26 protein-coding genes are annotated in these 22225 nt (G+C 57.1%); 18 read left to right on the top strand and 8 right to left on the bottom strand.

Going from position 1 to position 22225, the window contains the following annotated elements; genetic code table 11:
- Positions 1-14: 14 nt before the first annotated feature.
- Positions 15-794 (top strand): exodeoxyribonuclease III, encoded by a 780-nt coding sequence (gene xth, locus WDO70_12205; GenBank protein ID MEJ0063917.1) that lies wholly within the window; start codon positions 15-17, stop codon positions 792-794.
- On the opposite strand, the gene WDO70_12200 is transcribed toward xth, so the two are convergent.
- Complete coding sequence (locus tag WDO70_12200; protein MEJ0063916.1) at positions 766-1944, bottom strand: glycosyltransferase family 2 protein; 1179 nt, start codon at positions 1942-1944, stop codon at positions 766-768. The two genes, xth and WDO70_12200, sit on opposite strands and share 29 nt — an antisense overlap.
- A gap of 42 nt (positions 1945-1986) precedes the next feature.
- Positions 1987-3069: a PA0069 family radical SAM protein gene (locus WDO70_12195; protein ID MEJ0063915.1), complete on the bottom strand. Its 1083-nt coding sequence runs from the start codon at positions 3067-3069 to the stop codon at positions 1987-1989.
- Positions 3070-3363: 294 nt separating this feature from the next.
- On the opposite strand from WDO70_12195, the gene WDO70_12190 reads away from it, so the two are divergent.
- The 15 genes from WDO70_12190 (at position 3364) to WDO70_12120 (ending at position 14802) form a co-directional block, all read left to right on the top strand.
- Positions 3364-3981: an OmpA family protein gene (locus WDO70_12190; GenBank protein MEJ0063914.1), complete on the top strand. Its 618-nt coding sequence runs from the start codon at positions 3364-3366 to the stop codon at positions 3979-3981.
- A 34-nt stretch (positions 3982-4015) separates the two neighbouring features.
- On the top strand, positions 4016-4315 hold the full coding sequence (locus tag WDO70_12185) for a hypothetical protein (GenBank protein MEJ0063913.1): 300 nt from the start codon (positions 4016-4018) through the stop codon (positions 4313-4315).
- A gap of 68 nt (positions 4316-4383) precedes the next feature.
- Complete coding sequence (locus tag WDO70_12180) at positions 4384-4818, top strand: hypothetical protein (protein ID MEJ0063912.1); 435 nt, start codon at positions 4384-4386, stop codon at positions 4816-4818.
- Between the two features lie 3 nt (positions 4819-4821).
- Positions 4822-5916: a lipid A deacylase LpxR family protein gene (locus tag WDO70_12175; GenBank protein ID MEJ0063911.1), complete on the top strand. Its 1095-nt coding sequence runs from the start codon at positions 4822-4824 to the stop codon at positions 5914-5916.
- Between the two features lie 178 nt (positions 5917-6094).
- Positions 6095-6817 (top strand): response regulator transcription factor, encoded by a 723-nt coding sequence (locus WDO70_12170; GenBank protein ID MEJ0063910.1) that lies wholly within the window; start codon positions 6095-6097, stop codon positions 6815-6817.
- A gap of 173 nt (positions 6818-6990) precedes the next feature.
- Complete coding sequence (locus tag WDO70_12165) at positions 6991-7236, top strand: YMGG-like glycine zipper-containing protein (protein ID MEJ0063909.1); 246 nt, start codon at positions 6991-6993, stop codon at positions 7234-7236.
- A gap of 60 nt (positions 7237-7296) precedes the next feature.
- Positions 7297-7713: a hypothetical protein gene (locus WDO70_12160; GenBank protein ID MEJ0063908.1), complete on the top strand. Its 417-nt coding sequence runs from the start codon at positions 7297-7299 to the stop codon at positions 7711-7713.
- 269 nt (positions 7714-7982) lie between these two features.
- Positions 7983-9809 carry an ATP-binding protein gene (locus WDO70_12155; protein ID MEJ0063907.1) on the top strand — a complete coding sequence of 609 codons (1827 nt, stop codon included), beginning with the start codon at positions 7983-7985 and terminating at the stop codon, positions 9807-9809.
- A gap of 62 nt (positions 9810-9871) precedes the next feature.
- Positions 9872-11467, top strand: coding sequence for a response regulator (locus WDO70_12150; GenBank protein ID MEJ0063906.1), 1596 nt, complete (start codon positions 9872-9874; stop codon positions 11465-11467).
- Between the two features lie 136 nt (positions 11468-11603).
- A complete protein-coding gene (locus WDO70_12145; protein ID MEJ0063905.1) occupies positions 11604-11828 on the top strand; it encodes a hypothetical protein in 225 nt (74 codons plus the stop codon).
- Between the two features lie 135 nt (positions 11829-11963).
- On the top strand, positions 11964-12479 hold the full coding sequence (locus tag WDO70_12140) for a DNA starvation/stationary phase protection protein (GenBank protein MEJ0063904.1): 516 nt from the start codon (positions 11964-11966) through the stop codon (positions 12477-12479).
- Between the two features lie 37 nt (positions 12480-12516).
- Positions 12517-12777, top strand: a complete 261-nt coding sequence (locus WDO70_12135) for a hypothetical protein (GenBank protein MEJ0063903.1) — start codon at positions 12517-12519, stop codon at positions 12775-12777.
- Positions 12767-13042 carry a hypothetical protein gene (locus tag WDO70_12130; protein MEJ0063902.1) on the top strand — a complete coding sequence of 92 codons (276 nt, stop codon included), beginning with the start codon at positions 12767-12769 and terminating at the stop codon, positions 13040-13042. Before WDO70_12135 ends, WDO70_12130 begins: the two co-directional genes overlap by 11 nt.
- An 18-nt stretch (positions 13043-13060) precedes the next feature.
- On the top strand, positions 13061-14035 hold the full coding sequence (locus WDO70_12125; GenBank protein MEJ0063901.1) for a hypothetical protein: 975 nt from the start codon (positions 13061-13063) through the stop codon (positions 14033-14035).
- A 119-nt stretch (positions 14036-14154) separates the two neighbouring features.
- Positions 14155-14802 (top strand): hypothetical protein, encoded by a 648-nt coding sequence (locus WDO70_12120; protein ID MEJ0063900.1) that lies wholly within the window; start codon positions 14155-14157, stop codon positions 14800-14802.
- Here WDO70_12120 and WDO70_12115 read toward each other — a convergent pair.
- Genes WDO70_12115 through WDO70_12100 form a run of 4 tightly spaced genes read right to left on the bottom strand, consistent with a single transcriptional unit; the run spans position 14799 to position 20609 of the window.
- The gene (locus tag WDO70_12115; protein MEJ0063899.1) at positions 14799-16580 is read right to left on the bottom strand and encodes an acyl-CoA dehydrogenase C-terminal domain-containing protein; all 1782 of its coding nucleotides are present in this window, start codon (positions 16578-16580) and stop codon (positions 14799-14801) included. The genes WDO70_12120 and WDO70_12115 overlap by 4 nt on opposite strands.
- 3 nt (positions 16581-16583) lie before the next feature.
- The gene (locus WDO70_12110; GenBank protein MEJ0063898.1) at positions 16584-18911 is read right to left on the bottom strand and encodes a 3-hydroxyacyl-CoA dehydrogenase/enoyl-CoA hydratase family protein; all 2328 of its coding nucleotides are present in this window, start codon (positions 18909-18911) and stop codon (positions 16584-16586) included.
- 16 nt (positions 18912-18927) lie between these two features.
- Positions 18928-19476, bottom strand: coding sequence for a hypothetical protein (locus WDO70_12105; GenBank protein ID MEJ0063897.1), 549 nt, complete (start codon positions 19474-19476; stop codon positions 18928-18930).
- A complete protein-coding gene (locus WDO70_12100) occupies positions 19473-20609 on the bottom strand; it encodes a thiolase family protein (GenBank protein MEJ0063896.1) in 1137 nt (378 codons plus the stop codon). The genes WDO70_12105 and WDO70_12100 overlap by 4 nt, the downstream gene beginning before the upstream one ends.
- A 153-nt stretch (positions 20610-20762) precedes the next feature.
- On the opposite strand from WDO70_12100, the gene WDO70_12095 reads away from it, so the two are divergent.
- Together WDO70_12095 and WDO70_12090 are read left to right on the top strand one after the other, a co-directional pair.
- Positions 20763-21116 carry a type II toxin-antitoxin system RelE/ParE family toxin gene (locus tag WDO70_12095; protein MEJ0063895.1) on the top strand — a complete coding sequence of 118 codons (354 nt, stop codon included), beginning with the start codon at positions 20763-20765 and terminating at the stop codon, positions 21114-21116.
- Entirely contained in the window at positions 21113-21445 is a 333-nt protein-coding gene (locus WDO70_12090) for a helix-turn-helix transcriptional regulator (GenBank protein MEJ0063894.1), read from the top strand. The genes WDO70_12095 and WDO70_12090 overlap by 4 nt, the downstream gene beginning before the upstream one ends.
- Before the next feature lie 12 nt (positions 21446-21457).
- Here WDO70_12090 and WDO70_12085 read toward each other — a convergent pair whose 3' ends face one another.
- Together WDO70_12085 and WDO70_12080 are read right to left on the bottom strand one after the other, a co-directional pair.
- Positions 21458-21691: a hypothetical protein gene (locus tag WDO70_12085; GenBank protein ID MEJ0063893.1), complete on the bottom strand. Its 234-nt coding sequence runs from the start codon at positions 21689-21691 to the stop codon at positions 21458-21460.
- The gene (locus WDO70_12080) at positions 21691-22116 is read right to left on the bottom strand and encodes a Fur family transcriptional regulator (GenBank protein MEJ0063892.1); all 426 of its coding nucleotides are present in this window, start codon (positions 22114-22116) and stop codon (positions 21691-21693) included. Before WDO70_12080 ends, WDO70_12085 begins: the two co-directional genes overlap by 1 nt.
- Positions 22117-22225 lie beyond the last annotated feature (109 nt).

Raw genomic sequence — 22225 nt, 5'->3', positions numbered from 1 at the left:
ATTCCTAACCCCTCATGCGCATCGCCACCTGGAACGTCAATTCGATCAGAATGCGCATGCCTCACATCGCCCAATGGGTGAAAGAGGCGCAGCCCGACATTCTGCTGCTGCAGGAATTGAAATGCGAAACGGAAAGTTTTCCGCGCATGGAGATCGAGGCGCTCGGCTATCAAGCTCATGTATCGGGACAGAAGTCCTATAACGGCGTGGCGATCTTGAGCCGGCATGACGTTCAGCTGACGCTCGACCGCCTGCCCGGCGACGATGGCGACATCCATGCGCGCTATCTCGAAGCGCAAAGCGGCGATTTCATCGTCGCCTCGATCTATCTCCCAAACGGCAATCCGGTCGAAAGCGAGAAATTTCCCTATAAGCTGAAATGGCTGGAACGGCTGGAAGCCCGCGCCAGGGAATTGCTGGCGACCGAGCGCCCGGTCATCCTGGGCGGCGATTTCAACGTCATTCCGACAGCCCTCGACGTCTATGATCCCGCGAGATGGGAGGGCGACGCGCTATACCGGCCTGAAAGCCGCGCCGCATGGCGGCGGCTGAAGCATCTCGGCCTGACCGACGCTTTTCGCGCCCTGCATCCCGACGAGCCTCATGCCTACAGCTTCTGGGATTACCAGCAAGGCGCATGGCAGAACGATCTCGGCATCAGGATCGATCATTTCCTGTTGTCGCCGGAAGCGGCGGATCGCCTTCAGGGTTGCCATATCGACCGCGCGCCGCGCGGCTGGGACAAAGCTTCGGATCACACGCCGGTCATCTGTCATCTATCCGGCGATGCCTGATATCCATGATGCCGAGCATGAACGCCGCGAAGCCCAGCTGGAGGCCGCCGACGATGCATGTCGCCGACGCGATCATGATGCGCATGACGTCGCGGTAATCGAGCGCGCCGAAATCCGCCGCCGACCAAATCCGGGCCGCCCATAAAACGCCGCCGCCGCCGATAACCAGGATCACCAGCGCCAGCAGTAACAAGCGCTCGACGCTGAGCAAGGCGAACCATCTCTCATAAGCCGAGTTGGGAGGCAGCATGCCCTGCTTCACCGCGTACTGGCGGGCAAGCAGCGCAAAAGTGATGCTCTGCACGCCGACGAGAAGCGCGAGCGCGCCGACGAGCAAGGTATGAACGTCAAGCCCGACTCCCGGCGCGACCATGAACGGCCCCGGCAGCAGCAGTGCCGCGACGAACAGGCCGAACAGGATCATGAAAATTCCCGGATACAGATAAAGCCAGCGCGGGCTGTAGAGCAGCAAAAAGCGCAGATGCCTCCAACCGTCGCGCCAGGTCTGCAAATGCGGCGGATGATCGCGCCCGTCCTTGGAGAGCGTGACGGGCGCCTCGCCTATTTTAAGCCCGGCGAGCGCGGCGCGGACGATCATTTCGCTGGCATACTCCATACCGGTGGTGCGCAGATCAAGATCGGCAATCGCCTGCCGCCGGAAGCCGCGCAGGCCGCAATGAAAATCGCCGACCTTGATATTGAAGAACAAGCGTCCGATGAAACTCAGCACCGGATTGCCGAGCCACCGATGCAGAAACGGCATGGCTCCCGGCGCGATGCCGCCCTCGAAGCGATTGCCGATGACGACATCGCTGCCCGCGCGCAGCGTATCGATCAGTTTCCCGGCCTCGCGGAAATCATAGCTGGCATCGGAATCGCCCATGACCACATATTCGCCACGCGCCGCCGCGATCCCGCCCGCCAAGGCCGCGCCATAGCCGCGCGCATCGACAGGCACGACGCGCGCCCCGGCGGCTTCCGCCAGCACCTGCGAGCCGTCGGTGCTGCCGTTATCCGCCACGATGACCTCTCCGTCATAACCGGAAGCCCGCAGAAATTCCTTGGCCATTTCAACGCAGCGCACGACCGTCCGCGCCTCATTGAGGCACGGAAGGACGAAAGAAACGGCGGGAGTTTGATTCGTCAACATCGACTAAAGCGTAGCCTGCGACGGATGATTTGACCATATCGTCTAAAACAACTCCCCCTGCCCGTCATTCCCGCCGCACCGGAATGCCGCCGTCGATAGCGCGGTATAGCGCCGGTCCAGCCCATACCGCTTTTTATAATGCGCGAAGATTTGCGCGACCTGGTCGGCGTGAACCCCCTCGCCTTTCATGCGGCTGCCGAAGCGCGGATCGTTAAGCTTGCCGCCGCGTATTTCCCGAATCCGGTTCAGAACTTTCTTGGCGCGGTCGGGATAATGCTCGGCGATCCAGGTTTGAAACAAATCCTTCACGCCGTAAGGGAGGCTCATGACGGTATAATGCGCCGTGCGCGCTCCCGCATTCGCCACCGCCTCTAAAATCGCCGGGATTTCATGCTCGGTAAGTCCCGGTACGATCGGCGCGACCATCACGCTGACCGGAATGCCCGCCTTCGCCAATTCTTCCACCGCCCGCAGCCGCAAGGCGGGACGCGAGGCGCGCGGCTCCATGGCGCGCGCCAGTTTCGGATCGAGCGTCGTGATCGACAGATTGACGGCAATGGCCTGCACGGCGGCCATCTCCTTGAAGATATCGATATCGCGCGTGACAAGATAATTCTTGGTGATGACGACGGCCGGATTGCGAAACGCGGCCAGAACTTGCATGCAGCCGCGCGTAATCTTCATCTTGCGCTCGATAGGCTGATAGCAATCGGTCACGCCGCTGAAGGTTATGACTTTGGGTTCCCAGGATTTGGAGGCGAGTTTGGCGCGTAGCAATTCCGGAGCGTCGGTCTTCGCGAAAATTTTCGTCTCGAAATCCAGTCCCGCCGAAAGCCCGAAATATTCATGGGTCGGGCGCGCGTAACAATAGATGCAGCCATGCTCGCAGCCGCGATAGGGATTGACCGAGGCCTCCATGCCGATATCGGGACTGTCATTGGTCGAGATCACGCTGCGCGACGCATCGCGGAAAACCGTGGTCGGCAGGCGTTTGCCCGATTCGTCTTCGGGATCGTGGAAATCATCGTCGCGTTCTTCAATAGTGGCGAGCTTTTCGAATCGCCCCGCGGGATTTTCCAGCGCGCCGCGCCCATGCACGCCCGGTTTCGTGGTTTCTTGTTTCATATTCTCTATATAGCAAAATCGAAACAAATGTTCTATATTTGTTCTTATCAAGCAAATTCAACGATATAGATTAGTTTTCTATGGAAAAAATAGCATTTGCAGCCGTAAACAAATCGAAAACTTATGGTTGAGCCTTCATTCTTTGTTCCGGTGCCGCCGTCAATGACTCCCCTCATTCCGGCGGCACCAACCTGAATTCCTCTTACCTGCCCCAGTCGTCTTTTATTAAAGCTCGACATTCGACCGGCTTCTGCCAATCATTGATTACTCACAACTCTATACGGGAGAAGTCTTATGAAGAATATGAAGAAGGTGCTTTCGTGCCTGCTGTTGGCAACCATGGCGATCATACCTGCCGCCCATGCGAACGAGACCAACTATGAGGATGTCGTGCTCGACAGCCAAGGCAGCGTCATCCATACCGCGCTGACGGGATCATGCCTGCGAACCCAGTGGCTTGCGTCGGGCGACGCCTGCGGTTCCGCGACGGCCAAGAAAATACGCCGCGCCAAAACCCTCGGCATCGATGAGCGCACCGTCTATTTCGACTTCGACAAAGCGGCTCTGCGGCCCGATGCGCGCGGCAAACTCGACACCTTGGCGTCCATCCTGAAATCGGACGATCAGGTACAGAGCGCCAAGATCGTCGGTTACGCCGACCGGATCGGCAACGCGAAATACAATGACAAGCTTTCGCAGAAACGCGCCAAAGCGGTCAGCGATTATCTCGTTGCCCAGGGCTTCGTGAAAAGCCAGGTCGCGAAGACGCGCTGGCTAGGCGAATCGGCCCCGGCCACCAAGTGCCCGGATAAACTGTCGAGGAAGAAACTAATCGCGTGCTTGCAGCCGGACCGGAAGGTCGAAGTGGAAATTGAATACATCCCCGAATCCTGGCCGCAAGCAGCCCGTTAACTACCGAACCACCAACCCTAGAAAGGAAAACGTCATGTTTGCATCACGAGCTCCAGAAGCCACTGAGGCCAAAAGGGCCGTTAACGAAGCCTCCGGCCAAGCCGCTGATACCTACACCCAGGTGAAGGACGATCTCAGCAGAGCCGCCAATCAGGCGGGGCAAAAGGTACGCCGGGCTATCGACTCCACCTCCGAGGGAGTCGAGCATGCCGCCGATGAGGTGCAGCACATAACTAAGGAAGTGCGCACCCGCATCGAACACAATCCTTTCCAGGCCACCCTCGTCGCCCTGTTCATGGGCTTTGTCGTCGGGGCGCTTGTTCGCGGTAAATAATATTCGATACGTCATTCCGGAAGGCGGCGCCGTCGCCTTCCGGAATTCTATTATTTAGGGGAATCGATATGAAAATGGCCATTCTTTCAGGCTTGGGAAAACTCGCTGGGCTGATCGACCTTCCAGGATCTTCCGTCGATCCCAAATTAGTCCAGGAACTCCTCGCCAAACTGGCGATCGTCATCGCCTTGATCGTGATATCCGGCCTGCTGGTCGGCGTATTGCTGGTCGGCGCTCTTTATGCCGGATACAGCGCGCTGCTTTACTATGACATGCCCCAAGCGTCCGCCATGGCGATCACGGGACTGAGCGCCGCTTTGATCACGGCGATTCTTGTCGTCGTAGCCATACAGCAAGCTCGCCGCCTTTCCGAAATGCCAAGCCGGATCATGCGGCGCCCCTCTCTTCTCCCCTCCAATGATATAGGCCATGGCGCCATCGCGGTTGCCGACGCCTTTATCCAGGGATTACTTACCCGCCGCGTTCACACTGAAAGCAAATAACAAATGAAACTATATATTGCCCCCCTGTTGGCGGTCCTTCTGTCCTTTTTGTCCATGCCCGCTCATGCCGCTGCGGATGAGAATCTTCCAGCCGTTGATCCCTGGCAATTCATTCCCGATCTTCATTTTCCCGAACCTAACGCACCCCCGCCGATCACACCCGATCTGGGAAGAAATCCCGACGAAAAAGGTATTTTCAGCCTTATCTGGGAAAACGATATCATCGCCCGCACCGACCGCGGCTATACCAACGGCGCCCGCGTGGGGTGGCTGTCCTCGGAAAAAGACACGCCGCAATTTGCTCATTGGATCGCGAATAATTTGACCATGGCAGACAAAGATAGCCAGAAGCGCGTCGCCATTGCCGTCGGGCAAAGCATGTATACGCCCGAAGACCTCAACAATCCCAATCCAAGCCCTGATGACCGTCCTTATGCGGGATGGCTATACGGCTCTTTCGGCATCGTCTCGGACAACGGCCGGAGGCTGGACAATCTCGTTCTCACTTTGGGCGTCGTCGGTCCCTGGTCGTACGCCGAGCAAACCCAGAAATTCGTCCATAAGAATATTACCGGCTCGCGCGATCCGAAAGGATGGGACTCGCAATTGCATAATGAGCCGGGCGCGATCCTCACCTATCAGCGCAAATGGCGCAGCCTGTATCAATTCTCGCCTTTCGGAACCGGCATGGACGTCACGCCGAACGCAACGGTCAATCTCGGCAATATCAACACCAGCGGCGCGGCAGGGATGACGTTCCGCCTCGGCTATGATCTTCCCGCGGATTACGGGCCGCCGCTCATCCGCCCAAGCCTGCCGGGGTCGGACTTCTTTATTCCGACCAAAACGTTCGGCGGCTACCTGTTCGCAGGCTTTCAGGCCCACGCCGTCGCGCGCGATATTTTCCTCGATGGCAATACGTTCCGGGATAGCCCTCATGTGGACAAGAATGTCTTCGTCGGCGACTTGCAGGCTGGATTCGCCCTCACTTACGGCAATGCGCGCCTGTCTTATACGCATGTCGTCATGACGCCCGAATTCCATGGCCAAACGGGATTGTCTCAATACGGATCTCTTAACGTGGCCATGCGCTTTTAATATTAATTTATATCTTTCTTATAACCCCCTGGAGTTAGATGATGTTTTCTTTATAAGCGCGGCGGCCAAACTAGTGAGCCGCTCTTAAAGATGAGGGCGATTCGTATAATAAGTTCCGCCGCAAGCCTTTCTCCTGCTATACTAACTTTAACGAGCAAACTTTAATTTGGGGATACCTATGCCAGAAAAGAAAAACACCCTTCTCGTCATTGATGACGAACCGCAGATCCGGAAAATGCTGAACATTTTCCTCGACGCCTCGGATTTCAAGATAGAAGAAAGCGATTCCGGAAGACAAGGAATGCGCATGGTGGCGTCCATCAAGCCGAACCTGGTGCTGCTCGATCTCGGCCTGCCCGATATCGACGGCAAGGAAGTCGTCGCCTCCATCCGTCAATGGTCGCAGGTTCCGATCATCATCCTGTCCGTTCGGTCGGCGGACGATGAGATCGCCGCCGCGCTGAATCTCGGCGCGGACGATTATGTGGTGAAGCCGTTCAATCCGAGCGTGCTCCTCGCCCGCATCAACGCCAATCTTCGCAAGACCGCCGTGCGCGCCGCCGGCGAGCCGGAACTTATCAACGGACCGGTGCGCATGGATTTGGTGCGGCACGAGATTTTCGTCAATGGCGAAAAAATTCCGTTCACGCCCAGGGAATATGATCTGCTGCGTTATTTCCTCATCAATCGCGGCAAGATGCTGACGCATAAGCAGATCTTGAAAGAAGTGTGGGGTCCGGCCCACGGCGAGGATACCCAGTATCTCCGCGTGTATGTCGGACAGGTTCGGGAAAAAATCGAAGAGAGTTCAGGCTCCCCTCGCCTCATTATCACCGAACCCGGCATCGGCTATCGCATGGAAACATTCGAGGATCCGATTCCGCAGTCTTCGGCGGCCTAAGCGAAACGAAATCGGCGGCAAGCTTCTCTTCCTTGAGAAGTTGCCGCCGATAAAAACAAGCTAACTCCAGTTTGTCTCATCGCTGCCTTATAAATCCCGGCACCATCCCTATATAAAAATAATACGCGCGTTTTTAGTCTGCAACTCCTGTCAACAAACGGAGTGTTTACATCATGCGCGCATTGCACGTAGCCTGTTGCTTATCCCTTATCTCCCTCATCATGCTTTCGGCCTGCGGCGATAGGCCCGGCGAGCGCGCTTTGTCGGGAGGCGCGATAGGCGCGGGCGCGGGGGCCATAGGCGGCGCGCTCGCGGGCAGTCCCGCGATTGGAGCCGCTATAGGCGGTGCCGCTGGCGCGGCAGCCGGCGGTTTGACCGACAAGAGCCAGATCGATCTCGGCAAGCCGGTCTGGAAATAAAACCTGTCATTCAAGTTCTATCCCTCCACATCATAACTTCAACTGAGAAAAGGAAATCCTATGAAACAATCCATGTCTTCTCCGCTCGCCCTAGTCATTCTTGGTGTAGCTTTGACTACCCTGCCGATTCCGGCTCAAGCCGCTGAAGAAAAGGAAAGCTATAAGGCCGAAACTACCGTTAAAACTCATGACAACGGCGGTTACAGCACCAAAGCCAAGGAAGAAACGACTGACGCCGGTGGAACGACGATCAACAAGGAAACCACGAAAGATGTCACCATCGGAAGTGAGGGCGGAGAAACCAAAGTTAAAAGCACCATTACCAAGGATCCCCCGGGCCTCCTGAACAAGACCACCATCGAAACTGAAGATTCGACTGCCACGAAAAATGGTTCGGTCGAAGCCAGCCACGTTAAAAAAGTCGATGGCAAGATCGTCGAAGAAAAAAAAGATAAAGAAAAAGTGAATAACGACTGATAGAGTTATTCCGTTCTTAGCTATCAATCCGCCGGGTCATGCCCGGCGGATTTTTCTATGCATAATTCGAAGGCCCCATGGCGAATTAATGATTTGCCCCCCAATGTTTATAGAATTTTTATATGAAAAATATGACCATCGTATTCGCTGGGCGGATATCTTTTTTGATAACCGATCGATTGAATTATCAGAGCGCCCATACCAATAAACACCATTGAATAAATTGTTACGCGGACACACGCGATCAAACACTGGATATAGGCCATCACATGCGCCGCTTCGATCTTTCCGGCCATCGCCCGCTTATCGTCATCTTTTTGATCTCTCCCCTGCTGCTGTCCGCTTTTACCTATGCGCTCTATCTGCATGCCAACCAAAGCCGCGCGACCCAGCGCCGCATGATCGACGCTTACGAAATGGTTCGCCTGGCTAGAGCGGCCGATTCGACGTCTTTGAACATGCAAGCCGACGAGCGCAGCTACGCGCTGAGCGGATCGGGAGAATTTCTGGAATCATACGCCAATGACCGCGCGGCTTTGACCAAACATGTCGAGAGCCTCAAGGTTCTGGCCGCCGCCAATCCGGCACGCGCGCAAAATTTCGACAGGGTAAGCGCGGACGCCGCCCTAGTGATCGCGGACATCGATGCGCGAATCGAGCGTCTTAAAGCATCCGGAGACGCCCGCTCGACGCCTGAAATCCTGCACCGAAGCAAGGAAGTCATGGACGATTTCCGCGCGGCCTTGGAAAATCTCACCGCTCCCGAAGAAACGCTTCTGCGGGAATACCGGCAACCGACCGTTGAAGCCGACCGGCAATATTCGATCGCCCTTATCATAGGCACCGCCCTGACGCTGGGCAGTATTTTTCTTACTTATCTTACGATCATCGGCCTGATCGCGGCGAACCGGAAATCCCATGACTCCCTCGCCGATTCCAAGGAAACCTACCGCCTTATTCTTGATGGCATCAAGGACGGCATCTATGACTACTCCCCTCAAACCGGCAAGATGTCGTTCTCGCCGAGTTACCATGATTTGCTGGGCTACGACGCTTCCGAGCTTCCGGACAGCCTGGAACTGGTGATCGCCTTGCTGCATCCGGACGACCGCGAGAACGCCTTAAGGGCGATAGGCCAATTCGTGCGCCATGAAATTCCCTCCTACGTTTCCACGTTTCGCTTAAGGCACAAGGATGGAAGCTGGCGCTGGATACTCGCGCGCGGAGTCGGCATATGGGACGAGCGCGGCGTCATGGAGCGCATGGTCGGCACCCATACCGACATCACCGACCAGAAAACGCGCAACGAGAATTCGGAACAGTTCGACGACGATATGTCGGGGGTCGTCTATGTCATTTCTCACGATTTGCGCACGCCTTTGGTCAACCTTCGCGGATTCACCAGCGAAATAGAACGGTCGCTTTTGGAAATCACGCCTCTTCTGGATAAAATGATCGCGAAAGCCCAGCCCACTGAAGAAGAAGCCGGCAAGCTGCATCATGCCTTTAAAGACGACATTCCGGAGGCTATCGATTTCATTCATACCAGCGTGGAACGGATGGACCGGCTGACCAACAACATTCTTGATTTGGCGCGGATCGACCAGCGCGAATATGAGCGCGGACAAGTCGACTGCCAGATCGTCGTCAACCGCTGCATCGAGAATCAATCTTATGAAATCCGGCACCGGAACGTCGAAATCATATGCGAACGGCTCCCTACCGTTCTCACCGATGCGGCGGCATTCGAGCAAATTCTGGCCAATATCCTCGACAACGCCATCAAATACGCCATGCCCAACCGCAAGAGCGTCGTCAAAATCAGGGCGCGCCAATTGCCCTGGGAAACCATCTTCAGCGTCGAGGATAACGGACGCGGCATTGCCGCGCAGGACAAGCAGAAAGTCTTCGATATTTTCCGCCGCGCCGGCAACACGACCGGCGTGCGCGGCGCCGGCATGGGCATGGCTTACGTCAAAGCCATCTTGCGCAGGCTAGGAGGCAGAATTTGGTTCGATTCCGTTCTCAACGAAGGCAGCACGTTTCATTTCACCATCCCCGCGGCCAAGGAAGAGCGTCTCCGCCAGGCGTCATGATACGGTGATGTTTACATCACCCCTTCGGTCGAATACGATTGCACATATGATAGGAAAACGAGATGCCTGACGGAAACGACAAACTGCAGAATGTTCTTTACATTGAAGACGATGCCGGGCTCGCGCGCCTGCTCCAGAAACATCTGGCCCGGGCCGGCTTTCATGTCGAAACCGCGCCCAGCGCGGAAGAAGGCCTAGAGCTGATTCAAAAGAACGAATACCACATGATCCTGGTCGATTATCATCTTCCGGGCATGGACGGGCTGACTCTTCTCGATAAATTGTCGTCTTGGAAAACTCCCCCGCCTGTCATCGTTCTTACGGGAAGCGGTGATGAGAGTGTCGCCGTGAGAGCGCTCGAAAAGGGCGCTGCCGATTATACGATCAAAGATACGGGGCAATTATACTTCGATTTGCTGCCTGCGGTCATGCAAGCCGCCTTTGTCCGCGAGCGCCTGCTGCGGGAAAACGAAGCCCAGCGGCATGAGCTTGAGCTTGCGAAAGACAAGGCGGAATCGGCCAACCGGGCGAAAAGCGAATTCCTCGCCACCATGAGCCATGAAATACGCACCCCCATGAACGCGGTCGTCGGACTGGCTACTTTGCTCGCCAATACGGAACTCGACGCCAAACAAAAAGAGATGGCGGAGACTCTCCGCACCAATGCCGACGTTCTTTTGAAGCTCATCGACAACCTTCTGGATTTCAGCCGCATCGAGGCAGGCCAGCTGCAGCTCGAAATATCCATCTTCAGTTTCGACGAGATCATCGGCGAGATCAAAGCGATGTTCACGCTGCAAATGGAGCAAAAGGGACTGAAATTCGCCATCGAGAACCGGACGGGAGGCATGTCTTTCCATGGCGACCGCACGCGGCTCCAGCAAACCATAGCCAACCTGCTCAATAACGCGCTCAAATTCACCGATGAGGGCAGCGTGGAACTCGTCATCGATCATACGCCGCTCGACGATCATACCAGCCTGGTAAGCGCCCGCGTCACCGATACCGGTATTGGCATCGCCCCGAAAAAAATCGGCCATATTTTCGATAGATTTACGCAAGCCGATCAAAGCATATCCCGCCGCTTCGGCGGATCGGGTCTTGGGCTGGCTATCGGCCAGCGGTTGAGCAAGATGATGGGCGGCAACATCGAAGTCGAAAGCACGGAAGGCAAAGGATCGACCTTCACCGCTTCATGGAGATTGGGCACCGTGGCCGGAGCGCGAGACAACGCGCCTCAAGCAAACCCGGCGTCCGCCGCCGATGCCGAGTCGCACCAGCCAAGCATTCTGCTGGTCGAAGATTATCCCGCGAATATCCTGGTCGCGACCCTGATGCTGGAGAATCTCGGCTATAAGGTGGATGCCGTCAATTCAGGCCAGCAAGCGGTGGACAAGATCGCCACGATCATGGAACCCTATGAAGCCATTCTCATGGACGTGCAGATGAACGATCTCGACGGCTATGAAACCACCCGCCATATCCGGCAACTGGAGCGCGACAAGTTGTTTCGTCACACGATCATAGGCGTCACCGCGCACGCGCTTGCCGGAGATCGCGAGCGCTGCCTGGATGCCGGCATGGACGACTATATGAGCAAGCCGATCCATCCCGACATGCTCGCGCAAAAGCTCTCCGGACTGCGCAAGGCGAGCTAGGACGAGTCAGGCCCCTTACCGTTCGTTTATCAATAAGCCGACCATCATTCATGGCGCGCTTATTTTCTTCGTAATAGGTTGATATGGGTTGGAGGTTTTTTCCAGCTTGTCCAGTCACGACCACGGGAGATGGATTATGACTCCGGAGGCCATTCAAAAGATACGCGACCGCCTTAAATTGACGATCGAGGAAATGCAGCGGCTTGAAGGCGAAGGAGGAAATCCGGCAACCAAAGCCCAGGCGGACGATCTTGAAAGATTAATCAAAATATACCGCCGTCTCGAGGGAATAGGCGGCATGAAAACGGCGGCCCCGGAAGAAGAACGGACCAAAACTTCCAAACGCGACGAGGCGGCATAAAGCTGATTAAAGGGATCATCGCCCCTTATACGCTGCTTACGATATCGCCGGGGTTCAGGACAGTCACCTGACGGCGACTCATTTAGCCTCTCACCTCATCTATTCTTTTACAACGCAACCAGCGAGATCAGGGCCATGAAACCATCTATTATAAGCACGGTTCCCGCCCAGCCGGAGATTCAGGCATCGAACGCGGCGGCGGATCCCCGCAAACGGGAAGCGGCGGCTCACGCCCTGTCGCGTTTTCTGGCCTCTACCTATGCCCTCTATCAAAAATCTCTTTTTTATCATTGGAATGTCGGAGGACCGCATTTCGTTTCCCTGCATAAGCTTTTCGAAGAGCATTATCAGGAATTGCATGAGGCGGGTGACACGATCGCGGAACGCATTCGCGCGCTGGGATATTTCGCTCCCGGCACGCTTACCGAATTCGCCGCGCTTTCCTCGGTTGCGGAAGATCGCAAGCTTCCGGCCTCCGCCAAAGAGATGATTGGCAATCTTCTCAAGAGCCATGAAGTCTGCTCGGGCGAAGCGCGCAAAGTTCTGACGATCTCCGAGGAAGCCGACGACCAGGTGACTTTCGATCTCATGGTCCAGCGCATGGCTTTCCACGACAAAGCGGCCTGGATGCTCCGTGAGCTGCAGGCCTGAATTTCCAATTACATCAACCCCGGAAAAGGAACTGAAAATGGCTGTCATGGCAAATACCAATTCGATGATTAGGCTTTTCGTCGTCGCGGCTATCGTGGCCGCCGCGGGCTTCGCGCTGTTCATGATGCTGACCACGCCCGACCAGCGCAGCTTTAGCCAGAAGGTCGGCGATGCCGTCGACGCCCTTCCCGACGGCGGCGACAAGGCCGTTCGGCAGCTCGAAGACCGGACGCCTGCCGACAAAATCGGAGACGCCTTGAAAGACGGGCGGAAAGAGGTCGAAAAGAATGCCCGCTAATCAGGCGAATGACGACAAAAGAGAGCAAGCCATCAATACCCTGCCCAAGCTTCACGAATCAAACTCTCCGGAGGAGGTTCTTTGCTGCCTGGAATCGGCTATTGAGGCGTTCGATCATGCCGGGCGGATCGCGTCGGATAATTACCGGAATTTCGCGGCGGGCAAGCCGTGGCTGATGATATCCTCGGAGCTTGAGAGTGTGCGGAAACGCATCGAAGTCAGGCTTAACAAGCGTTGTACGATGGAAGAAAAAGTTCCTGCCTAACGTTTAAGGAGTCCCGTCATGTCCAGGAAATTTATTCTCGCGAGCGCGATGCTACTAGGAGCATGGGGTCTTGCGGCGACGGCGCAAGCGGCCGACGCGGTCATCATCACCAGTCCCGCATCTTCCATGACGGAACGGCGCGGGATGGTCATAGCGCCCCAAACGACGCCCGTCATATCGATCGTGCCGGTGGAACCCGCCCCCTATTCCGTTCCTCCGGATACGGTCGTCATCAGCAATCCCGCTACCGCGGCGGGCTATTTCATGGAACGCGTGAGCGACGCCCAGTGGGCGCTGTCCACGGATAATCCCGCGCTGGCTCAAACGCACATCGCCGCGGCCCAAACCCTCGCGGCGGGCCTCAAAGCGATCACCCCGCCTGACCAGCGGATCATCAAGGTCAATCTGGGCCGAAGCGTATACATGCCGACCGCTGTTTCTAATCCTGTCATATATCAATACCGCTATTTACCCAACCAAACAGGCTATGTCGAAGTCACCACGGTTGAAAATACCGTCCTTGTGCCCACGGGCCATAATTTCGCCGACGTGGAAGCAATGAATATCCGCCTGGATTTTTCCACCGACGCGCCTGAGCGATATCTGCAGGCAGCCGGCGCGGCGATCGGCGAGGGCGATTATGCGGAAGCCGAGCAGCGCCTGACTGAGCTTATGGAAAATATTGTCGACAATAGAGAGCAATATGACACGGCCCTCGACAAAGCGAGCAACAACATCGCCCTGGCCCGCTATTTCATCATCGAGAATAACTATGCCGCCGCCCGCTACGCACTGGCCCATGCCGACAAAGCCCTGGAAAACATGCAGCGGGACATCCACTACAAGGATAAAAAGGATTCGATCTTGTCCATTCGCATGGAGATCGATCAAGTTCAGGAAAGCATAGCGCGCGCCGATACGTCGGCCCCGCCGATAGCCGATTCCACCATGAAAAGATGGTGGAACAATCTGCACAGATGGCAGCGCGGCTAAAGCTTTAGGACGCGATTTTCCGGCTTATCCTGCTGTGTTTGCGGCCACATTTTCCGTTTGGCAAATGCGCGTTTCGATTGCTACAGTCGAAGCGTGATTTTAACGAATGGAGATTTGCAATGCCGATCCACAACGACGATTCAGCATCAGAATTGGCACGGAATTTAGGCTTGGTTGATAGGGGAATGCGAGCTCCCGCCGTCATACACAAAATCGGCGCTTCAATCGGAAGCGCCATGGCGAATCGGGATGAAGAAAGCTTGCAGCTCTTAAAAAAGTTCGTGGACCTCGCCGAGGAACTCACATTGCATGGGCCGGATGGGAAGGCTATTCGCACCGTGCTGACCAGCGTGGTTCAGGGATATCTCGATCATGTCGAGGGCACCCAGATTTCTCAACATAAAATTCAGGAAAACCTCCAAACATGGCGGCCTATGATTGGCGAATGGCAGCCCGTCATGGATGTGCTGCAAAGCAGCGGCCCGATTGCTCCCCGAGATGTGGCGGACAGGCTGGGCGTGACGATCGGCGAAACGAAAAACCGGATAGCCCAGCTTAGCCAAGAGGGCTTGGTGGAGCCCTGGCCCCGTCCCAGCACCTCCGATCAAACGGTGGCTTTTTCCGGCCCACTGACCATATCATATGTCCTGACTAATATGGGCCAAGCCCTTGCCAAGCATCTCAAGCAAGAAACCAGTGCCCAAGCTTCACGGCCAACCGGCGAGCAACGTTCCGCTAGCGGCCATCTGCGCGCTGTAGTCGGTTAGTTTCCGAATCCCTCGACCGGGAAATCCATGACCGGCTTGCTGCCCGCCATGATGGAGAGGTTGAGCGCATTGACCTGCGGCATGATCTTCTGGAAATAGAAGCGCGCGGTTTTGAGCTTGGCGTCGTAAAAGCCCGCGCGGTCGCCCGCCGCCGGAAGTTTCTCCGCCGCGACCTTTGCCATCTTCAGCCACATATAGCCGACGGCGACATACGCGAACAGCTTGAGATAGTCGCTCGCCGCCGCCCCGGCCTCGTCAGGATTGCCAAGGCCGCGCGAGGCCACCGTCACCGAGGCCATCTGCAATTTGCCGAAGGCGCTGATAAAGGACGGCATGAAATCCGCCAGCGCGGCGCTCCCCTTCTCGGCCTCGATAAAATCTGCGACCGGATGGAAAAACCGCCGCAGCAGCTTGCCGTAGGTATCCGGCATCTTGCGCCCGACGAGATCGAGCGCCTGAATGCCGTTGGTGCCTTCATAAATCTGCGTGATGCGGGCGTCGCGGACATATTGCTCCATGCCGAAATCCATGCAGTAGCCATGGCCGCCGTAAATCTGCATGCCGATATTGGCGACATCGAAGCCTGTATCGGTCAGGAAGGATTTGACGATCGGCGTCATCAGCGCGACGAGCTCGCCCGCCTCCGCCCGCTTCGCGGCATCGGGATGCTTCGCCTCGATATCGAGATGCAGCCCGATCCAGCAGGCCAGCGCACGGCAGCCTTCGGTCAGCGCCTTCATGGTCAGAAGATTGCGCCGCACGTCGGGATGGACGATGATCGGATCGGCAGGCTTGTCCGGAAATTTTACGCCGGTCAGCGCCCGCATCTGCAGGCGCTCCTTGGCATAGACCACGGCATTCTGATAGCTGACTTCGGCCAGCCCAAGCCCCTGAATGCCGACCGCGAGCCGCGCCTCGTTCATCATCGTGAACATCGCCTTCATGCCGCCATGCGGCTTGCCGACCAGCCAGCCGGTCGCGCCCTCGAAATTCATCACGCAGGTCGATGACGCCTTGATGCCCATCTTGTGCTCGATGCGCCCGCAATTCAGCCCGTTGCGCTTGCCGTCCGGCAAAATCTTCGGCACCAGGAACAAACTAATGCCCTTGGTTCCGGCGGGCGCGTCGGGCAGCTTCGCCAGCACCAGATGCAAAATGTTATCGGTCAAATCATGCTCGCCCGCCGAGATGAATATCTTCGTGCCGATGATTTTGTAACCGCCGTTTCCGTCCGGCTCCGCCCGCGTGCGGATCAGGCCGAGATCGGTTCCGCATTGCGGCTCGGTCAGGCACATCGTGCCCGACCAGGTTCCATCCACCAGCTTCGGCAGATATTGCTGTTTCAATTCCGCGCTGCCGTGAATATTGATCGCGTTATACGCGCCGTGCGACAGGCCGGGATACATGCCGAACGACATGTTCGCCGCGCTGACGATTTCATCGACGACGAAATTCAGCAGTAGCGGCAGCCCTTGCCCGCCATAGGCCGGATCGCAGGATAGGCCGATCCAGCCGCCCTCGCGGAATGTCGTGTAAGCTTCCTTGAATCCCTTCGGCGTCGTGACGACGCCATTGTCGAAATGGCAGCCTTCCTCATCGCCCGACTGGTTGAGCGGAAACAACACTTGCTCCGCGACCTTGCCCGCCTCTTCGATCACGCTGTCGATCAATTCCAGACTGGCGTCGCCGTAGCCCTGGAATTTTTCCAGCTGCGCGGCGTCCAGCACCTCATGCAGCAGAAATTTGATGTCGTCGCGCGGCGCTTGATATTTGGGCATGGTTCAATTCCTCAACGGCTTGCCGTTCGCCAGCATATATTCGATCCGCGCCTGGGTATCGGGATGGCGCACGAGGTCGAAAAAGGCTTTGCGTTCCAGTGTCAGGATATCCGCCTCGCTTTGCGGCGACGGCAAATCGCCGCCGGTCAAGACTTCGGCAAGCTTTTTGCCCACCACCACGTCATGCGGCGTTGCCTTGCCCGCGGCGCGGAATCCCTCGATGGCGAGAGCGACGGCGGCGCGGCCGGTCTTGCCCGCCAGCTTGAACGTTTCTTCCTCAGGGGGCTTATAATCTTTCGCAAGCTCGATCGCTTTTTGCTTGGCATCGAAAAGCAGCCGGTCGCGATTCATCGTGATGCCGTCGGTCGGTCGCAGATACATAAGATCGACGGCCTCCGCCGCCGATTTCGACACTTTGGCCGTGCCGATGGTCTCGAATGCTTGCACCAGCGGCGGGATCGGGCCGCCGAAGCCTTTCTTGAGCGCATAAGTCCGCCCCAGCATCTGCGCGCAGCCGCCCCAGCCCGGAACGACGCCGATGCCGACTTCGACGAGGCCGGTATATAGCTCGGCATGCGCCTGCACCGCCGCGCAATTCAGCAGAATCTCGCATCCGCCTCCCAGCGCCAGATTGGCGGGAGCGCCGACGACCGGGAACGGCGCAAATCTTACGGCGCGATAGGCCGCCTGTCCCTGCTCGATAAGCTGATCGATAGCCTGATACATCGCCAGATTGATGGCGAACATGGCGAGGCCGAGATTGGCGCCCGCCGAAAAGACCTTGCCCTCGTTATAGATCACCATGCCGCGCCAGCGCGCGCGGTCGCTCCCTAACAACTCCACGCTCTTGTGCAGCATGCCCAGCAAATCGGGATCGATGGTATTCATCTTGGTGTGATATTCGAAACAGGCGACGCCATCGCCGATATCCCACAGACTCGCGGAGGCGTTTTTCAGCACGGGTTTGCCCGCGCGCTTCACGTCTTCGAGCAGCAATACGCCTTCGGCGCGCGGCACCGGCTTATACTCGCTCGCCAGCATCAGATAGTGCAGTTTGCCGTCCTGAACTTTATAGAACGAACGGTCGCCGGCCAGTTTGAGCAGTTCCGGCACCGGCCTGTTTTCGGCTTTCAATTTTTCGGCAAGCCATGCCGCGCCGAGCTTGTCGATCAGCTCGAACGGCCCGAAATCCCAGTTATAGCCCCAGCGCATCGCGCTATCGACGCCGACCACGTCGTCGGCGATTTGCGGCACCAAGCTCGCGGCATAGCTTAAGGTCTGGCTGAGAACCGACCAGGCCAATTGCCCGGCTTTTTCGGATGAAGAGCACAGCGCGCGCAAATCCTTGCCCGCCGATTCAATCGCCGGATGCTTTTCCTTGCTCGCCGGGCGATATTCGCCGGTCTTCAGGTCGATGGCCTCTTTGACCTTGCCGCCGCCTTCCTTGTTGATGCGGTAAAAACCGCCCTTGCCCTTGCGGCCCGTATAGCCGTCGGCGATCATCTTCTTGAACAAATCCGGCTCGCGATAGATTTTCCGGTATTCGTCGTCCGGCGGCAACGTCTCCATGAAGCTCTTGGCGATCAGCGGCATTAAATCGAGGCCGACGAGATCGATCAGGCCGAAAACGCCGGTCTTCGGCACGCCCATCGGCTTGCCGCATACGGCGTCCGCCGTTTCGACCGAAAGGCCGAGATCGAGCGTAGCGTTGATCGCCGTCTGCATGAAGAAGGTGCCGATGCGGTTGGCGATGAAGCCGGGCGTGTCCTTGCAGATCACGATGCCCTTGCCCATGCGCTTATCGATGAAATCGCTGACGGCGGTCACGGCATCGGGGCGCGTCTTCGGTCCCGCGACAAGTTCAAGAAGCCGCATGTAACGCGGCGGGTTGAAAAAATGCGTCACCAGGAAATCGCGCGCGAATTGCTCCGACTGCCCGCCAGTCAGAATATGCAATGGAATCGTCGAAGTGTTGGACGACACGATGGAGCCGGTCTTGCGCGCGGCATCGATCTTTTTATAGATGTCGCTCTTGACCTGCGGATTTTCCAGCACCGCCTCGACGATCCAATCGACATCGGCAAGCTTTTGCAAATCGTCTTCGAGATTGCCCGGCGTCACCAGTTTGATCGCCTTGGCATGCATGAAAGGCGCGGGATCGGCTTTCTGCATTCTTTCCAATGCACCCTTGGCAAGCTGGTTGCGATCCTTCGCGTCTTTCGGAACGATGTCGAGCAGCAGCACCGGCACGCCAGCATTGGCGGCCTGCGCGGCGATCTGGCTGCCCATCACGCCGGAACCGAGAACGGCAATTTTTTGAATTGGACTCATGATTGCGATGCCTATTCTAATTGGGAAGCGGTGCCGCCGGCGTGAAAGGCGTCGATCCTCCCCCCGGCACTTTGGGAAGTTCGATCGCGCTTCTGATCGTCGCCAGAAGCGTCGGCTCATAAACGCCTTCTTTTTCTGTTTTATGAGCGTCCAATATCCTTTGACGCCGGGAAGCTTTGCCATCGTATCGCATATGGCCCATGGGAATCACCCATCGAGTTCGCTTGCCGTCAATTTGAAGTACGCCGCCTAATTCTTTCGTACGATTTGACGACAGAGCCTTATGGAGCAAGCGCCATTCCATCTTCTGACTCTCATCCTTCATGTCGAATTCGACAATCAAATGCGGAACTTCGGGACGGTCGCCGGTAAAGGGAAGAGGAAAATTCATGTCGGCGGCGCGTTCCGCCGAAGGAAGAAAGGGGCTGGCATCGCTTTGCTTGAGCGTGACGTTGAGTAAGCTTGGCATGCCCGCTCCGTGCGCGGCCTCGGCGTTCTTGGCGACAAGCTGCATGAAAGCCGCCTTTATGTCGTCATCGGCTTCTCTTTCGGGAACGCCGCTCATACCGCCTCCAGCACCGTCGCGATCCCCTGCCCGCCACCAATGCATTGCGTGGCGAGGGCGAATTGCTTGCCTTCGCGCTTGAGCAGCATGGCGGCCTTGCCGGTGATGCGCGCGCCGGTGGCCCCCAGCGGATGCCCAATGGCGATCGCGCCGCCGTCGATATTGATCTTGCCTTGATCCAGGCCGAGATCGCGAATGCAGGCGATGGACTGGCTGGCGAAAGCTTCGTTGAGTTCGATGATGTCCAAATCCTTGGCCGTCAGCCCCGCGCGCTTCAGCGCTTTCTGCGTCGCCGCGACCGGGCCGATGCCCATGATCTCGGGATCGCAGCCCGCCACCGCGACGGATTTGATCCGCGCCAGGATCGGCAGATTATGCGTGTGCGCGAATTCCTCTGTCGTCACCAAAACCGCCGCCGCGCCGTCGGTCAGCGGCGATGACGTTCCCGCCGTGACCGTGCCGTTCTCGTCGAAGGCCAGCTTCAGTCCAGCCAGTTTTTCCAGCGTCGTTTCCGCGCGGATGCAGCCGTCCTTCGTTACATCGCCCCCAGGGGCTGTAATGGCGATGATTTCGTCCGCCAGTTTTCCCGCGGCTTGCGCCGCCGCCGCCTTCTGCTGCGAGGTCAGCGCGAATTCTTCCTGTTCCTTGCGCGTGATTTGATATTTGCGCGCGACGTTCTCCGCCGTCTGCCCCATGCTCATGTATGCGCCGGGCAGCCGCTCCATCAGATCGAAATTCGGCATCGGATTGAATCCCGACATCGGAATTCTCGTCATGGATTCGACGCCCGCGCAGATGAACACTTCGCCCGCGCCAAGCTGGATCGCGCCCGCCGCGTTGTGAATCCCCTGCATCGACGAACCGCAAAATCTGTTGACCGTCGCCCCGCCCACGCTCTGCGGCAAATCCGCAAGCAGCACGACGAGGCGCGCGATATTCAGCCCTTGCTCGCCTTCGGGAAAGGCGCAGCCCATCTGCAAATCCTCGATCAGCGCGGGATTGATCTTGCTGCGCTCGACCAGCGCGCGCACGACCGCCGCAGCCATGTCATCGGGACGAACTTCCGCCAACTCGCCCTTCGTCGCGAAACAGAAAGGCGAGCGCAGATAACCGGCAATGACGACTGATTTCATGGGGAAGCCTCCATCATGAATCTGGCCCGAACTCTTTAAGAAATGGTTAGGGTTGGTTAAAGATTCAATGGTGCGATGCATATAGCGCTTGCCATTGGCAATTCATCGCACTATTGCATTTATGAGTATTTTATCATATTATGGGGTTCGCGCTTGAGTGAAGACATCAGGCCGGTCACATGGCTGGGCGATTCAAAGAAGCAGGTGCAAAACTTTCCGCCGGAAGTTCGGAAAAGTATCGGCGCGGCATTGTACGACGCTCAGAAAGGACAGAAAGCACCCACGGCAAAGCCTTTTAAGGGAATCGGCAGCGGCATATTCGAGATTGCCGTGCGATTTGATACGAACGCGTATCGGACGGTATATGCGGTGCAGATCGGCAAACAGATATACGTTCTCCACGCCTTCCAGAAAAAATCGAAGGCAGGGATTTCGACCCCGAAACAGGATGTGCATTTGATCGGACAACGCTACAGACAGGCCGTTACGATGGAGAAGGAATCATGAGCAGGAAAAAAACCCCGGAATACGAAATCGGCAGCGGCAATGTCTTCGCTGATCTTGGCCTGGACGATGCCGACGAGCTTATGACGCGCGCGCAGCTCGGCCATACCGTCCGCATGATCCTCAAGGACAGAAAACTGAAACAGCGCGAAGCCGCCGCGCTGCTGGACATCGACCAGGCCGAAGTGTCGAAACTGATGAACGGCCAATATCACTTGTTCGCCGAAGGCCGGTTATTCGCGTTCCTCAAGCGGCTCGAACAGAAAATCACCATCCGCGTCAGCCGCCATCACAAAGGCGAGCCGTATCAGCAGGTGATGTTTGCGTCTTAAATAGCAGGCAGTTTAATGCTCCGCGCCCTGCCGCACCCAGCCGCGCACGATGGTCGCCGCGTCCGTCAGATTGGTTTCGGGGTGATGCCACTTGAAAACCGTCAGCGCCACGTCGAACGCCGCCGTATCCGCCGCTCCCGTATCGCATAATTCGGCATAGGCGCGCCGCACCGCGCTCATGCAGCAATCGCCCGCGCATATGTCGAGCGCGTCGTGATAATCCTGAAGCTTGGCGATTTTGGTCATCATTTGCGCGACGGGCGAGCGCCTTTTTTCACGCCATACAGCTCAAGGCGATGGCCGACCAATTCATAGCCGAGATCGGCGGCGATTTTCTTCTTGAGCTGTTCCAACTCGTCGTTCTTGAATTCGATGACTTCGCCGCTGTTTAGGTCGATCAGGTGATGGTGGTGCTCGTCGCGGGATTCTTCATAGCGGGCGCGGCCATCGCCGAAATCGAGCCGTTCGATGACGCTGGCCTCTTCCAGCAGGCGCATGGTGCGATAGACCGTGGCGATGCTGATCTTGGGGTCGAGCGCGGCGGCGCGGCGATAGACTTCCTCGACATCGGGATGATCGTGGGCTTCGGACAGCACGCGGCTGATGGTCCGGCGCTGCTCGGTCATCTTAAGTCCTTTTTGGACGCACACTTTTTCCAGGCTGGAAACCATTCTTCGTCTCCTTACGGCTGCAACCGAGTCCATCATAGAGGGCGGATCGCGATTATCCAACCCCTTGCCTTTAAGAAGCATAGGCATTACATGGTGATTTCCGCCTTGA

The organism is Alphaproteobacteria bacterium (assembly GCA_037200005.1).
GTDB lineage: Bacteria > Pseudomonadota > Alphaproteobacteria > UBA9219 > RFNS01 > JBBCGY01.
This window is presented reverse-complemented; position numbering and strand designations above follow the sequence as displayed.

Excerpts from the sequence above, each read along its gene's own strand:
- xth (MEJ0063917.1), top strand. The coding sequence starts at position 15 with ATGCGCATCGCCACCTGGAACGTCAATTCGATCAGAATGCGCATGCCT.
- WDO70_12200 (MEJ0063916.1), bottom strand. The coding sequence starts at position 1,944 with ATGTTGACGAATCAAACTCCCGCCGTTTCTTTCGTCCTTCCGTGCCTC.
- WDO70_12195 (MEJ0063915.1), bottom strand. The coding sequence starts at position 3,069 with ATGAAACAAGAAACCACGAAACCGGGCGTGCATGGGCGCGGCGCGCTG.
- WDO70_12190 (MEJ0063914.1), top strand. The coding sequence starts at position 3,364 with ATGAAGAATATGAAGAAGGTGCTTTCGTGCCTGCTGTTGGCAACCATG.
- WDO70_12185 (MEJ0063913.1), top strand. The coding sequence starts at position 4,016 with ATGTTTGCATCACGAGCTCCAGAAGCCACTGAGGCCAAAAGGGCCGTT.
- WDO70_12180 (MEJ0063912.1), top strand. The coding sequence starts at position 4,384 with ATGAAAATGGCCATTCTTTCAGGCTTGGGAAAACTCGCTGGGCTGATC.
- WDO70_12175 (MEJ0063911.1), top strand. The coding sequence starts at position 4,822 with ATGAAACTATATATTGCCCCCCTGTTGGCGGTCCTTCTGTCCTTTTTG.
- WDO70_12170 (MEJ0063910.1), top strand. The coding sequence starts at position 6,095 with ATGCCAGAAAAGAAAAACACCCTTCTCGTCATTGATGACGAACCGCAG.
- WDO70_12165 (MEJ0063909.1), top strand. The coding sequence starts at position 6,991 with ATGCGCGCATTGCACGTAGCCTGTTGCTTATCCCTTATCTCCCTCATC.
- WDO70_12160 (MEJ0063908.1), top strand. The coding sequence starts at position 7,297 with ATGAAACAATCCATGTCTTCTCCGCTCGCCCTAGTCATTCTTGGTGTA.
- WDO70_12155 (MEJ0063907.1), top strand. The coding sequence starts at position 7,983 with ATGCGCCGCTTCGATCTTTCCGGCCATCGCCCGCTTATCGTCATCTTT.
- WDO70_12150 (MEJ0063906.1), top strand. The coding sequence starts at position 9,872 with ATGCCTGACGGAAACGACAAACTGCAGAATGTTCTTTACATTGAAGAC.
- WDO70_12145 (MEJ0063905.1), top strand. The coding sequence starts at position 11,604 with ATGACTCCGGAGGCCATTCAAAAGATACGCGACCGCCTTAAATTGACG.
- WDO70_12140 (MEJ0063904.1), top strand. The coding sequence starts at position 11,964 with ATGAAACCATCTATTATAAGCACGGTTCCCGCCCAGCCGGAGATTCAG.
- WDO70_12135 (MEJ0063903.1), top strand. The coding sequence starts at position 12,517 with ATGGCTGTCATGGCAAATACCAATTCGATGATTAGGCTTTTCGTCGTC.
- WDO70_12130 (MEJ0063902.1), top strand. The coding sequence starts at position 12,767 with ATGCCCGCTAATCAGGCGAATGACGACAAAAGAGAGCAAGCCATCAAT.
- WDO70_12125 (MEJ0063901.1), top strand. The coding sequence starts at position 13,061 with ATGTCCAGGAAATTTATTCTCGCGAGCGCGATGCTACTAGGAGCATGG.
- WDO70_12120 (MEJ0063900.1), top strand. The coding sequence starts at position 14,155 with ATGCCGATCCACAACGACGATTCAGCATCAGAATTGGCACGGAATTTA.
- WDO70_12115 (MEJ0063899.1), bottom strand. The coding sequence starts at position 16,580 with ATGCCCAAATATCAAGCGCCGCGCGACGACATCAAATTTCTGCTGCAT.
- WDO70_12110 (MEJ0063898.1), bottom strand. The coding sequence starts at position 18,911 with ATGAGTCCAATTCAAAAAATTGCCGTTCTCGGTTCCGGCGTGATGGGC.
- WDO70_12105 (MEJ0063897.1), bottom strand. The coding sequence starts at position 19,476 with ATGAGCGGCGTTCCCGAAAGAGAAGCCGATGACGACATAAAGGCGGCT.
- WDO70_12100 (MEJ0063896.1), bottom strand. The coding sequence starts at position 20,609 with ATGAAATCAGTCGTCATTGCCGGTTATCTGCGCTCGCCTTTCTGTTTC.
- WDO70_12090 (MEJ0063894.1), top strand. The coding sequence starts at position 21,113 with ATGAGCAGGAAAAAAACCCCGGAATACGAAATCGGCAGCGGCAATGTC.
- WDO70_12085 (MEJ0063893.1), bottom strand. The coding sequence starts at position 21,691 with ATGACCAAAATCGCCAAGCTTCAGGATTATCACGACGCGCTCGACATA.
- WDO70_12080 (MEJ0063892.1), bottom strand. The coding sequence starts at position 22,116 with ATGGTTTCCAGCCTGGAAAAAGTGTGCGTCCAAAAAGGACTTAAGATG.